General features: G+C 56.0%; 11 protein-coding genes. 1 reads left to right on the plus strand and 10 read right to left on the minus strand.

Annotation, left to right across the window (positions count from 1 at the left end; genetic code table 11):
* Positions 1–1,245, plus strand: a 1,245-nt coding sequence (gene pgk / locus ACKI61_RS09330) for a phosphoglycerate kinase (RefSeq protein WP_407457463.1), incomplete at its 5' end; no start/stop codon positions are given.
* 293 nt (positions 1,246–1,538) lie between these two features.
* Here pgk and ACKI61_RS09335 read toward each other — a convergent pair.
* The 10 genes from ACKI61_RS09335 to ACKI61_RS09380 all read right to left on the minus strand — a co-directional run bounded on the left by ACKI61_RS09335 (position 1,539) and on the right by ACKI61_RS09380 (position 13,543).
* A complete protein-coding gene (locus ACKI61_RS09335) occupies positions 1,539–3,245 on the minus strand; it encodes a Na/Pi cotransporter family protein (RefSeq protein WP_407457464.1) in 1,707 nt (568 codons plus the stop codon).
* 162 nt (positions 3,246–3,407) lie between these two features.
* Positions 3,408–3,893: a 2-C-methyl-D-erythritol 2,4-cyclodiphosphate synthase gene (ispF, locus tag ACKI61_RS09340; RefSeq protein WP_407457465.1), complete on the minus strand. Its 486-nt coding sequence runs from the start codon at positions 3,891–3,893 to the stop codon at positions 3,408–3,410.
* 93 nt (positions 3,894–3,986) lie between these two features.
* Entirely contained in the window at positions 3,987–5,459 is a 1,473-nt protein-coding gene (locus tag ACKI61_RS09345; protein ID WP_407457466.1) for an NADH-quinone oxidoreductase subunit N, read from the minus strand.
* Positions 5,452–7,191 (minus strand): NuoM family protein, encoded by a 1,740-nt coding sequence (locus ACKI61_RS09350; protein ID WP_407457467.1) that lies wholly within the window; start codon positions 7,189–7,191, stop codon positions 5,452–5,454. The genes ACKI61_RS09345 and ACKI61_RS09350 overlap by 8 nt, the downstream gene beginning before the upstream one ends.
* A complete protein-coding gene (gene nuoL / locus ACKI61_RS09355) occupies positions 7,191–9,143 on the minus strand; it encodes an NADH-quinone oxidoreductase subunit L (protein ID WP_407457468.1) in 1,953 nt (650 codons plus the stop codon). The genes ACKI61_RS09350 and nuoL overlap by 1 nt, the downstream gene beginning before the upstream one ends.
* Positions 9,144–9,146: 3 nt before the next feature.
* Positions 9,147–9,461: an NADH-quinone oxidoreductase subunit NuoK gene (gene nuoK / locus ACKI61_RS09360; RefSeq protein ID WP_407457469.1), complete on the minus strand. Its 315-nt coding sequence runs from the start codon at positions 9,459–9,461 to the stop codon at positions 9,147–9,149.
* Complete coding sequence (locus ACKI61_RS09365) at positions 9,461–10,000, minus strand: NADH-quinone oxidoreductase subunit J (protein WP_407457470.1); 540 nt, start codon at positions 9,998–10,000, stop codon at positions 9,461–9,463. Before ACKI61_RS09365 ends, nuoK begins: the two co-directional genes overlap by 1 nt.
* Positions 10,000–10,569: a NuoI/complex I 23 kDa subunit family protein gene (locus ACKI61_RS09370; RefSeq protein WP_407457471.1), complete on the minus strand. Its 570-nt coding sequence runs from the start codon at positions 10,567–10,569 to the stop codon at positions 10,000–10,002. The genes ACKI61_RS09365 and ACKI61_RS09370 overlap by 1 nt, the downstream gene beginning before the upstream one ends.
* Complete coding sequence (locus ACKI61_RS09375) at positions 10,569–11,924, minus strand: complex I subunit 1/NuoH family protein (RefSeq protein ID WP_407457472.1); 1,356 nt, start codon at positions 11,922–11,924, stop codon at positions 10,569–10,571. Before ACKI61_RS09375 ends, ACKI61_RS09370 begins: the two co-directional genes overlap by 1 nt.
* Positions 11,924–13,543, minus strand: a complete 1,620-nt coding sequence (locus ACKI61_RS09380) for a 2Fe-2S iron-sulfur cluster-binding protein (protein ID WP_407457473.1) — start codon at positions 13,541–13,543, stop codon at positions 11,924–11,926. The genes ACKI61_RS09375 and ACKI61_RS09380 overlap by 1 nt, the downstream gene beginning before the upstream one ends.
* Positions 13,544–13,622: the final 79 nt, after the last annotated feature.

A 13,622-nucleotide genomic window follows, 5' to 3' on the forward strand; every position in this document is an offset into this window, starting at 1 on the left:
TCTATCGAAGATCTCGAACTCGCCGGCAAGCGCGTGTTCATCCGTGTTGACTTCAACGTTCCGCAGGACAAGGTGACTGGCGAAATCACCAACACCAAGCGTATCGAAGCCGCCCTCCCGACCATCCAGTACGCTCTCGATCACGGTGCAGCCGTCGTGCTCGCTTCTCACCTGGGTCGTCCGAATGGCGAAAAGAACATGAAGTACACCCTCGCCCCGGTTGCAAAGAAGCTTGAAGAACTCATCAAGAAGCCGGTGAAGTTCCTCTCCGACTGCGTGGGTCCCGAAGTCGAAGCTGCCTGCGCCGCTATCAAGCCGGGTGAAATCATCCTCCTCGAAAACCTCCGCTTCCACATCGAAGAAGAAGGCAAGCGCAAGATCAAGAACGCCGATGGCACCGAAACGAAGGAAAAGGCCGACAAGGAAGCCGTCAAGGCATTCCGCGCAAGCCTCACCAAGCTCGCTGACGTCTATGTGAACGACGCTTTCGGTACCGCTCACCGTGACCACTCTTCCATGACTGGTGTTGAACTGCCGCAGCGCGCCGCCGGTTTCCTCATGAACAAGGAACTCAAGGCATTCGACCAGGTGCTCAACAATCCTCCGCGTCCGTTCCTCGCCATCCTCGGCGGTGCCAAGGTCGCTGACAAGATCCAGCTCATCAACAACCTCCTCGACAAGGCCGACAAGATCATCATCGGCGGTGGCATGGCTTTCACCTTCAAGAAGGTTCTGAACAACATCGAAATCGGTTCTTCTCTGTTTGACGAAGAAGGTGCCAAGCTCGTTCCGGATCTGATGGCCAAGGCCAAGGCTGCCGGCAAGGAAATCATCCTCCCGGTGGACTACATCGCTGCCGACAAGTTCGCTGCCGACGCTGCCACGAAGGCTGTCTCTGACGCCGAAGGCATTCCGGCTGGCTGGATGGGCCTCGATGTGGGCGCTGAATCCACCAAGCTCTTCGTGAACGCTATCAAGTCTGCAAAGACCATCGTCTGGAACGGCCCTGCTGGCGTGTTCGAATTCGAAGCTTTTGAAAAGGCTACCAAGGCTATGGCCGACGCTATCGTCGAAGCTACCGCTGCTGGCGCAATCACCGTGATCGGTGGTGGCGATACCGCTACGGCTGCCAAGAAGTACGGTGCCGACAAGAAGGTGACCCACACCTCTACGGGTGGTGGCGCTTCCCTCGAGCTCCTGGAAGGCAAAGTGCTTCCGGGCGTCGCTGTGCTTACCGACAAGTAACTTTTCCATTTGCTTCGCATAGCGGCGTTCTCGACCTCTCGCCGTACGTTTTGTACGGCTTCGGGTCTGCGGCCTTGCTCTGCTCGCAACTGAAAAAATTTCTGGATTTATCAACTCCGCAACATCGTTTGCGGAGTTTTTATTTCTAGACTAATTACAGTTTATTAATTAAAGGGTAACTTTGCACTTGTGCAAATTTCAAAATTTTAACCCTGCAAGTTTTTGCAGGGTCTTTTTATTTCTATGCGAAATCAGTTCGCATGACGCCGTATGGCGAAGTTTATAGGTGAATTTTAGCTGGACAGTTTCTTGTTGCGGTGAGCCTCGACCACGTTCACCACGTAGTCACCGAGCTTTTCGCAGTCGTTCACCACATCCATGTAGTGAACACCCATCTGGTAGCTGTACTTCTGCGATTCGATGTCGGCAATATTTTTCTCCTTGAGGAGCTTGCGATAATCGTTGATTTCGTTCTCCATATTCAGCGTACGGTTTGCGTCGGCAGTCACAGCATCGCTAATGACATCGATCATGTTCGTTAACGCCTTGTCGCAAAGCTGCATCATGTGCTTGATGCGGTTGTACTGCTCTTCGGTAAAGTCGTCGGTGCTCCTAAACTTGCGGTTGATGGCGCGGGCCATGTTATAGCAGGAATCCCCGATACTTTCGATTTCAGAAATTTCGCGGAGCATCGACTGGATATTCGTCTTACTTTCGGGACTCAAGCGGCCTTCGGACACCTGGTTCAGGTACTTGGCAATTTCGATTTCCATGTTGTCGCTGATGCCTTCGTACTTTTCGATGCGGGCAAAGAGCTTCACGAAATCGTTTTCGTCCTTCATCTCGAGCAGTTCGGGCACCATACGGAACATTTTCTGCGTGCGTGCTGCAAACAAGTTGATTTCCTTACGGGCTTCGAAGAGCGAAAGTTCTGCAGTACTCATGAGGCCCGCACTGATAAACTTGACCTTGAAATCTTCGCCGTCTTCCTTTTCGCGGATAATCTTGCAGATGATTTTTTCCATCGGCTTGATGAACCAGATGAGGATAAGTACGTTGCAGAGGTTGAATGACGTATGGAAGGCAGATAGCGCGTAGGTCACACGGACGCTCGCCTGGGCAACTTCTTCTTCGGTATGCGGCACGAACGTCGGGTCGAACCCTACAATGCTGCACACCATGTTCACGAACGGGCGGAACACTATCAATACCCACACCACGCCGAACACGTTGAACAGCATGTGGGCCAAGGCCGCGCGCCTTGCCTGCGTACTTGCCGAAAGAGCGGCGAGGTTTGATGTAACGGTCGTTCCGATGTTTTCGCCCATCACAAGCGCAATGCCCTGGTAAATCGGGAGCACTCCGCTACTGCAGAGGAGGAGCGTGATTGCCATGATGGCCGCAGACGACTGCACGCACATGGTCAGGATGCTACCCAGCAGCAAGAAGAGGAGCGTGCTGAAGATGCCCCAGCCGCCAGTCGTTGCAAAGAAGTTGATGACCGCCTGGTTGTGGGCCAAGTCCATGGCCACCGCATTTTCGCGCAGCGTGGTAAGACCCAGGAACATAAACGCAAAACCGAACACGAATTCGCCGATACTCTTGGTCGAGTTCTTCTTGGTGTAAGAAAGGATGATGCCGAGGGCGAAGAAGGGCCACACCACCGAACTCATGTTGAACTGGAACCCGAATATGGACATGATCCAGGCCGTGGCCGTGGTACCGATGTTTGCGCCCATAATAACAGGAATGGCCTGACTCAATGTGAGCAGGCCAGCATTAACGAAGCTTACGGTAAGGACGGTCGTAGCGGTAGAAGACTGCACCGAGGCCGTAACAAACGTGCCTGTGAGAAGGCCTCCGATACGGTGCTTGGTCATGGTGCCAAGGACAGCGCGCAGGTGACCGCCCGTGAGTTTCTGCAAGCCTTCGCTCATGGTCTTCATACCGAACATGAGCAGCGCAAGGCAACCAATCATTTTGAGAATCATTAAAACCATAGGGTATTCCTATATTGGCGCCACTTACCGGGGTCATCGTCGCTGCCTTTCAGCTAGTCCGGATTTACAGCGTAGTTGTTTTTGTTGTCAGAACTACCCCAAAAATAGAAATTCCCCCTTGAACCGTCAAAGGGGGAGCAAACAACTTTTTTCGCTACAAAACTACAGGCTGCGGACCATTGCAACCGCCTGGCTCGCAATGCCCTCGCCACGGCCTGTAAAACCGAGCTTTTCGGTGGTGGTTCCCTTGATGCCGACCTGCTTCACATCGAGGCCCAAGACGCGTGCGATGTTTGCCTTCATGGCATCCTTGTGCGGGTTCACCTTCGGGCGTTCGCACATCACGATGCTGTCGATATTGATGATTTCGTAGCCGGCTTTACGGACTTCCTCGCCCACCTTGCGCAACAGTTCCAGGCTGTCGGCGCCCTTGAATGCCGGGTCGGTGTCCGGGAAATAGGTACCGATGTCGCCGAGGCCCGCAGCACCCAGCAACGCATCGCTAATGGCATGCAACAGAACATCGGCATCGCTGTGGCCGAGGAGTCCTTTTTCGTATGGGATATCTACCCCGCCAATAATGCACTTGCGGCCTTCCACCAACTTGTGAACGTCAAAACCGATACCCGAACGATAAATCTTGTCCATAACTTGTTCCTTTTTTTCAACAGGAAAGATAAAAAAATTGCCCAGCTGTTAAGCCGAGCAATTCAAATAGCCATAGCGACAATTCGCCGAAACTTATGCAATCAGGGCAAGCTTCGGGAAAATACCCACCACAATCAGGGCGATTGCGGCAAGGGTCACGCCAAAGCGGAGCAGATAAGCATACACTGTGCTCTTCGCGCAGCAGCACTTGCACTCGCATTCAGCCTTGAGCGGCATGAAGAGCACAAAGGCGATGCGCAGGTAGAACACTGCGGCCACGAGCGAGAGGCCAAAGGCGATTGCCGCGATGATGCCGATTCCACCGGCGAGGGCGTCGGTAAAGAGCGTGAACTTGGCAAGGAAGCCTGCCACGGGCGGCATACCCGCAAGGCTTGCCAAGCAGACCGTCGTAGCGACAGCCACGTAGGGGCGCTTGCGACCACGTCCCTGGATGTCATCCAGGATTTCATACTTGTCGCCCCTACCCGAAAGGAAGGCGATACCGGTCAAGGCACCGGCGCTACCGATGGCGTAGGTCACCAGGAAGTAGTACATGGCACCCATCTGCACCGTACCTTCCATCGCATAGTCCGGAAGCAAAAGGCCGATGACGATGAAGCCCGCATTCATCACGGCGGAGTAAGCCATGATGCGGCGAATAGATTTTTGGGCAAGGCCACCAAAGGCGCCGATCGCCATCGAAAGCAGCGACACCACGACGATCACATAGAACAGGCTCTTGTTTTCGCTATGGATGGTCACCTGTTCGGCGAGGTTCCAAGCCGGAGCAGAACCGATGCGCGTCACCAAGGAACCGAGCCAAAGCGTTCCGATCGCAGCGAGGGCACCCACCTTGACGACCGCGGCCATGAAGCCCGTCACCGCAGAGGATGCACCCATGTAGACATCGGCCACCCAGAAGTGCAGCGGAGCGGCACCGGCCTTAAAGAGAAGTCCAAACAGGCAGAGCAGAACGCCCATGCCGTAGATCATGCCGCGGCCCGCAATGACCGCGCCAAATACATGCGTCGTTCCGGTCGCACCGTAAATGAGCGCCACGCCATAAAGGAACAGTGTGCTAAACACGGCACCCGACACAAAGTACTTGAACGCGGCTTCGCTTGCATTCAGGTCCTTGCGGCGAAGGCCGACCAGGGCGTAAATCGGGAAGCTGGCCAGTTCCATGCCCAGGAAAAGGGCGAGGAAATCGATGGCCTGGGTCATGAGCGTTGCACCACAGGTCGCAAGCAGCAGGAGCGCGTAGGCTTCGCCGCCCTTGAACTTTTCGTGACCAAGGGTCCACTGAAGACCCGCAACGCCAAGGAATGCGCACAGGAAAATCGACATGCCGAGAACGCGGCGAATCGGGTCCATCGCATACAGGTTCATGAACGTGTCGGTCGTCGTGAGGAAATAGGCCCCCATACCGAGCACCACGAAAAGGCTCGCCACCCAGGGGAGCACCTTGTGCTTGTTCTCGTCCTTCAGGAACGGTTCTGCGGCAAGCGTCACCAGCGCACCCACCGCCACCAAAATCACCGGCAAAAGATTGACGATATTACTCATTTTCAGAAGCCTCCTTTACATTGGCCTCGTTCGTTTCAGAAGCGCCATCGGGCTGTTCGACATCGGCAACTTCGGCTTCGCTCATTTCCTTGAGCTGGGCAATCAGCTGAGCGCGCTCTTCGTCGCTAAAACCGTTCGCCTTCAAGTTGGAATCCAACTGTTGCAAATCATCTTCGGTCATGGGCTGTGCCACCGCCGCGATGTTCTCGTCGGCAATCGCCTCGCCTGTCGTATCGTCGACAGCTTCAACCGTCTGCGACTCCTGCACTTCGGCGGGGTGCGTCACCTTGTCCATTTCCTGCACAGCCGATTCATCGAAAAGCTGCAGGGCGTTCGTGATGAAGGCCGGGTGCATGCCGAACACCAAAAGGAGAATTCCCATGATGCCGACAGAAGAACCTTCGAGTGCCGTCATACGCTTGCCATCTTCATATTCGCGAGCCGGCTTGCCGAAGATAACCTTCTGAACAAAGCGCAGCACGTAGGCGGCAGAAAGAATCAGGCAGAGGCCTGCGGCAAGGGCCGGAAGCGGACCCATGTCCCACAGGGACATCAGCACCGTGAATTCGCCAACGAATCCGGCTGTACCCGGAACCGCAAGCGAAAGCACCGCGATGAAACCGAAGGTGGAGCTGAACACAGGATTTCTCGAAGAAAGCCCGCCGAGCTGCTCGATGTCGCGCGTTCCGGCAAAGCGTTCGGCAATACCCATCAAGAAGAACTGGGCGCCAGCGCAAAGTCCGTGTGCGACCAAGAGCACAAGCACGGCCGGGAGCATCGATTCAGACAAGCTGAACACGCCCGCCACCGCAAGGCCCAAGTGACTCATGGAGCTAAACGCAAGGAGCTTCTTGCCGTCGGTTGCACGGAGCGCCATCAGGGCGCCATACACCGCCGTCAAAAGTCCAAGCCAGAGCATGGCATCGACAAGTTCCATCGAAAGCGGGAAAATCGGAAGAATCCAGGCGATGAACCCGAACACGCCCGCCTTGCTCATGGCACCCGTGAGAATTGCAGTGAGAGGAGCCGGGGCTTCGGCGTAAGTAATCGCCTGCCAGCCGTGGAACGGGAAAATCGGGGTCTTCACCATGAAGGCGAGCAAGAAGCAAGACAGGAGCATGGTCTGCATCGGAGTGTCGAGCCTCTGGAGTGCCACCGCCAAGGAAAGCACCAGGGAGTTGTCCGCAATCGAAATCAGGTACCAGAGGGCAACCATCATCGGGGCAGAACCCACCAGGGTATAGATTGCAAAGGTCATCGCAGCCTTACGGCGTTCCTTGCCACCAAAACCAGCAATGAGCACTGCTGCGGGGAACACCATCGCTTCAAAGAAGAAGAAGAACAGTACCGCGTCTGCCGCAAGGAAGGTGCCGTTCATGGCACCCATCAGGGCAAATATCGCGATGGCGAAGTTCCTGTAGTTCTTTTCGAAGGTATTGCGGCCCGTCACCAGGGCAACAAGGGAAAGTGCCGTAGAAAGGAACACCATCCAGGCGCCCAGTCCATGGCTGTAAAGGTAGTAGTAGACCGATCCCTTCGCACCGGGAATGCGGAACCACTCCACGGCTTCGGTCGCCTGGTTTCCGCCCGCAATCAAGGCGATCGACAAGGCCACAAAGGTAAAGCCGAACAGGAAGGCAAGCCTGGAAGAGGACTTGGAATCTTCCTTCGACGTAGCCATCATCAGGATGGCCGCCGCAAAGGGAGCAAGGACAAGAAGATGCAACAGCATTAGATCAATCCTCCAGTCAAAAGTACAACAGCGACCAGTGCGACGACACCCACCAGGCTAAGCGTAAGCTGCACGCGCACCTTGCGCGCCTGGAAAGAACTGAACCCGTCGCCGACAATTTCGATAATGGCGCCCACCGTCCACTGAATGCCCTGCAGGACCTTGTCGACAAACATGTCGGCAACGAACGCGGCAACCTTCGTCATGATAATGAAAATTTCATGGATGTAGTCAAAGAAGAACGTCCAGTCCGCCTTGAAGCCCTCGGGCGCGCTCCCCCACTTGGCGTGGAGATGCGGCAGAGCCTTGCGGCCGTAGAGCGCGTAGGCAATGATCATACCAAGCAGTGCTGCCGCCGTACCGAAGCAGGCAAACGTGAGAGCGTTCACGTGGTGAGATGCACCCGCCAGCGCGTAATTCTGAGCAGAGCCCACCACCGGAGCAAGCGTCTGTTCAAAGAACTTGATGCCCATGGAGTCAGCCCACAAGTAACCGGCAAACACGGCACCAAAGGCAAGGATCACCATCGGGATCAGCATGCTGGCCGGAGCCTCGTGAATGTGGGCTTCCTTTTCCTTGGGGCCACGGTATTCACCGAAGAACGTCATAATAATCAGGCGTCCCATGTAGACCGCCGTAATCACCGCTGTCAAGAGGCCTACAAAGTAGAAGAATTCACCGAACGGGGCGTTCGTGTAGAGGCGTTCCAAGATCAGGTCCTTGGACCAGAAACCGGCAAAGCCCGGGAAACCGATAATAGCGAGGAATGCAAAGATCATCACACAGGCAGTCACCGGAGTCTTCTTGATGAGGCCACCCATGCGGCGCATGTCCTGTTCGCCAGCGAGCGCGTGAATCACGGCACCGGCACCCAGGAAGAGGGCCGCCTTGAAGAAGGCGTGGGTAAACACATGGAAGATGGATGCATCAAAGGCAGATGCGCCAGCGGCCATGAACATGTAGCCGAGCTGGGAGATGGTCGAATAGGCAAGCACCTTCTTGATGTCGTTCTGGAACAGCCCTGCGACAGCCGCCCAGAAAGCCGTGAGCATGCCCACGATCAAGACGATGACAAGCACTTCGGGGACAATCGTGAACATGCGGGAAAGACGGGCAAGCAGATACACGCCAGACGTCACCATGGTTGCGGCATGGATGAGTGCCGACACAGGGGTCGGACCCGCCATAGCATCCGGAAGCCAGGTAAGGAGCGGAATCTGAGCGGACTTACCGGTGCAACCCACAAAGAAGAGCATGCCCGCAACGGCAATAATGGGTGCCGCGAGATCCACATGACCACCCGCAAGAAGCATTTCCACAAACTTGTTCAGGGCGTCGTAATTCAAAATTGCAGAACCACCGAGCGTCACAAGGCAGAGCATACCGAGCAGGAAACCGATGTCACCCACGCGGTTCACAATGAATGCCTTGTTCGCGGCCTTGCAGTTATTCAGGTCGTGGTTCCAGAAGCCGATGAGCAGGTAGGAGCAAAGTCCCACGCCTTCCCAACCCAAGAAGGTGAGAAGCAGGCTGTCGGAAAGCACCAGCACCACCATGCTGAACAGGAACAGGTTGATGTAGGCGAAGAAGCGGGCAAAGCCGCGGTCGCCATGCATGTAGCCGATCGAGTAGAGCGCAATCAGCGAACCGATGCCGGTCACGAACAGGAGCATCACGCGGGAAAGGCCATCGAACAAAAATCCGATATCGACCTTGAGCATCGGGATGTCGATCCAGTTGCAGAGCGTCTGACGGATGCCTTCTTCAGGCATGCCAAAGGCAAGCAGCACCACGGACACAAACGAAAGTGCCGGGAACAGCACCGAGAGCGCGCCCACGAACCCTTCGGAAGGTCCCTTCTTGCCTTCCGACGAGACAATGGCGATCGTCGCAAGGAGAGCCGTACCCAAGAGCGGGAAAAGAGGAATGATCCAAAGCGGTAAATTTGTCATTGCTTACCCCTTCATATTGGAATAGTTGTCGGAATCGACACTTTCACGGTTGCGGAAAATGAGGATGACAAGAGCAAGGCCCACGCAAGCTTCGGCTGCGGCAACCGCAATCGAGAACAGCGGGAAGATCTGGCCCGCGACACTTTCTGCCGCAGGGAGCGTCTTCGCAAACCCCACAAAGGAGAGGTTCACGGCGTTAAGCGCAAGTTCAATTCCCATGAGCACAAAGAACACGTTGCGGCGGGAAAGCGCCACGATGAGTCCGATGGAAAAAATCACCAGAGCAAGTATCTGGATGTAAAGCGGTTGGAGTTCCATTACTTATCCTCCTTTTCTTCGGAGACTTCGGAGCCCAGGTGCTTTTTCGCCATGAGAACGGCGGCACCCATCGAAGAAAGCAGCAAAAGGCCAAGCACTTCGAAAAGCACGAAGTAGCCGGGGCCCGTCTGCGTCGTATCAAACAGGTTCGAAGATGTCATCTCGACCGAGCCACGGAGAGCGGATACGTCGAAACCCATGGGCGAAAGCACCAGGGCAAAGCCCACAAGGCCAGCAAGCACCAGCACGGCGAGCACCACAAAGATCGAAGTTCCGTCGAACATCGGCGTCTTGGAATCCTTTGCGGCGTTCAGGACCGAGATCACGAACACGAGGAGCATCATGATGGCACCGGCGTAGACCATGATCTGCACCACCCCGATAAAGGGGCTACCCAGCAGGCCGTAAATGCCTGCGAGCGAAAGCATCGTCACCACGAGCGAGAGACCACCGTACAGCGGGTGCTTCGAGAGCAGCACGCAAAGAGCGCCACCCACGGCCACCACGGCGAGAATAATGAAATAGATCAAGGCAAGCATTACTTCACCTCCATTCCCCAGACCTTACGGGCCTCGGCGTTCAGGGTTCCACCCGGAGCCTTCTGGCTCTGAGCATCATCGGGGTAATCCTTCGGATCCCAAGCGGTAAGGGTCTCGAGGGTTGCCACGAATTCTTCGCGGGTGCGGTGTTCAAAGACGATTTCCTTGGTATCCATGCGGAGTGCATCTACCGGGCAGGCTTCGACGCAAAGGCCGCAGAACACGCAGGTCAAGTGGTCGATGTCGAAACGCTTCACCTTCTTTTCGATGCGCGGATCGTCACTCGCGGTCGCTTCGATATAAATGCAGTGGGCAGGGCAAGCTGCAGCGCACATGCCGCAGGCAACGCAACGAGGCGTTCCATCGGCACGAAGCATCAGGCGGTGCTTTGCACGGTAAGTGCTACGGACTTCGGGCTGACCTTCCGGGTAAGAAATCGTCGGCAAAGTCTCGTAGCGGAACAGGCCGCGGGCAGCGTGCTTGAGCGTCGTCCACAGGCCGCGAATGGCCTCAAAGATGTAGAGGCGTTCCACCCAGTTCATGGGTCTCTGTCTAATAACGCGAGCCATTAGTTACCTCCCATCAGCTTCGCGACCACGGCGGTCACGACGAGGTTCAAAATAGCGATGTTCAAGATGATCTTCCAGCCTAGATGCATGACGTGGTCATAGCGGAAGCGCGGGAGCGTCCAGCGGACCCAGATCCATACCCAGCAGAAGAGCACGCTCTTCACCAGGAGCACAAGCAGGTGGATGAGAGCAGTCCCCAGGGCAGCGCCAAGAGTGTTCACGGCAACGCCGTCGATCATAGTGACCTGCGGGTTGTAGAACATCCAGGATGCGACACCAGCGGCAATGAACACAGCCGTGGCGGCCCAGGCAACCATCTTATAAAGTTTGTATTCCTGCAAGATTTCCATCTTGTTGCTCTGCTTGGAAGCAGCAAGCTTACGAGAGTAGCGGTAGAGCATGTGGAGGAAAGCGAGGGCGAGGAAAGCGAGCACCCAGCAGAGGATAGCGAGAGAGCCACCCATGTGTGCCTGGATGGTCTCGGTCGTGACAAACGGGACCGAGTAGCCGCCCAAGAAGAGCGTTGCCACAAGAAGGCTGCTGATGCAAATGTGAGAGTATTCGCCCATGTAGAACAGGCCGAACTGCATGGCACCATATTCGGTGTGGTAGCCGGCAACAAGTTCAGGTTCACCTTCAGCCACGTCGAACGGGGCGCGGCCCGTTTCGGCAATCGTCGCAATCAAGAAGCAGAAGAAAGCCACCGGCTGGGCGACAATGCCCCACACGTGGGTTTCTTGCCAGCTCACAATGTCAGTCAAGCTGAAGGAACCGGCGAGCACCAGAAGGCCCATCATCGAAAGGCCCTGGCAGACTTCGTAGCTGATCGTCATCGCGGTCGTACGCAGAGAACCCAGGTAGCTGTACTTGGAACGGGAACCGATACCCGCAAGAACGGCACCATAGGCAGATAGCGAGCTGAAACCGAAGAGCAACAGGATACCCACTTCGGAATCCACGATCGGGCCCGCGATGCGGACGACCTTGCCGCCCCATTCAAAGACCATCGGGCCAAACCACGGAATCACGCACGGGCTAAGGAACACGATGGCAAACGGGATTGCCGGAGCCACATAGTAAAGCAGCTTCTGCGCGCCCTTCGGTGCAAACATTTCCTTGAAGAAAAGCTTGGTACCGTCGCACATGTTCTGCACATAGCCGAACAGGCGCACCTTGCCAAAGAACGGAACCTTGATATAGGAGCGGTTCGGCCCCTGACGGTCCTGCATGAAGCCCGCACCGCGGCGTTCCATGGGAATCAGGAGCAGAATGTAGAGCACCGGTACGAAGCAGAAGCCAAACTTCGCAATCGTAATGGCCCATTCCACCCAGGTTTTGGATTCAATAATATCCATTAGGCGTTACCTCCTTCGAGTAACTTGCCAGTACTCTTGATGGTATCGTAAGAAAATCCTGCAAGCGCGCCTGCATACTCGCCCGCCTGTCTGAAAGCGTCGAAGGCGCTCTCGAAGCGGGATCCGGCGAGGTCAGAAAGCACATCGTATGCCGGGCGGAGCTTTTCGTCGGGGCAGACCGGGCAGGCGGAGAGCTTCTGCAGAATGTTCATGCAGTTCACCATGGTGCCCTGGACTTCGCTCCAGTGGCGAATACCGTAAGCGAGCGTCGCCTTGGAGGCAGTCGCGTCGTTGAACGGAGTCAGAGCGATGCGGGTCGGAATCTTTTCGAGAGCCGATGCTGCAGCGCCACCTTCACCGAAGATATCGTTGTTCACCGTGAGGAGCAACTTGAATTCACCTGCACGCTTTACCAGGTCTTCGAGGTTGTTGTCGGCGATGCCGAGCAGCTTGAAACCGGCGCGGTTTGCAAGCGGGTCGCCACTCATGGCAATGCCATCGGGGGCACCCACCTTCTTGAAGGTGCCGCCGAAAAGTTCGGCGGAGTCGCCCAAGGATTCCTTGAGCATGCGGAGTGCGGCGAGATCTTCGATGGTGCAAGAGCCACCGGCAACGAGGGCGACCTTGCCCCCGACCTTCTTGACTTCGGCAAGCGCTTCCTGAATCACGTGGAAGCCCATCGCCGGCAAGCGGTTCTTGTCGAAATTCTGGAACGCGAGGCGGCTCGTATTAGAGAGCCAGCTGCGGTTCACGACCGGGTTGCAACGCGGCATCACGCGGTAAATGTGACCGTCGGCGTAATCGAGCCAAATGTTTGCGCCGAGGGAATCGTCCATCGAAATCGTCGGCGTGTGGCTGAGCAGCCAGACGCGCTTCTGGAAGCGGAAGTACTTCGCGGTCATGGCGCCCACCGGGCAAACGTCGGTGACACACAAGTCGTATTCGTGGTCGAGCTTTTCGCCCGGGAATGTGGTAATGTAGGTATGGTCGGCGCGACCTGCGAGTTGCAGCTGTTCGGAACCGGCAATGGTACGCATAAAGCGCACGCAACGGTCGCACTGCACGCAGCGTTCTTCATCGAGCAACACGCGGGGGCCCAAGTCCACATGCTTACCGCCACGGAGCTGACCCTTGGCATCAATAAACTGATGAGCCGGATTGCCGTGGTAGTTCTTGCCGTATTCGGGGCGCATGCGGGATTCGTTCTGGCCCGCTTCCATGTAGTTTTCCTGCAGGGTGCATTCACCGGCCTTGTCGCAAATCGGGCAATCGAGCGGGTGGTTCACCAGCATGAATTCCTGAGTGGCCTTGCGTGCGTTCTTCACGCGGGCACTGGATGCCGGCGTGTAAATCTTCATACCCGGAGAAACCGGCGTGTAGCATGCAATCACGAGCATGCGGCCACGCGGGCCTTCTTGCTCCACCAGGCACTGGCGGCAGTTACCCGATACCGGGAGGTAAGGATGGTAACATACGTGAGGAGTTTCAATCCCGACGGCCTTGAGGGCCTCGAGCAGGTTCGTATCGCCAGGAACCATCACCGGCTTGTCGTCCACGAAGATTTCCACCTTCGGGCTGTTCTCGGTCGGGAGTTTCGGCATGTTGTAGTAGTTACTCATATTATTACCAGAAAATTCCAGGACGATAGTTTTCCTGAACACGCGGCTTGGCGTGGTCGGGGTTCTTTGCAATCAGTTC

Source organism: Fibrobacter sp. (assembly GCF_045601785.1).
In the GTDB taxonomy this organism is placed as follows: Bacteria; Fibrobacterota; Fibrobacteria; order Fibrobacterales; family Fibrobacteraceae; genus Fibrobacter.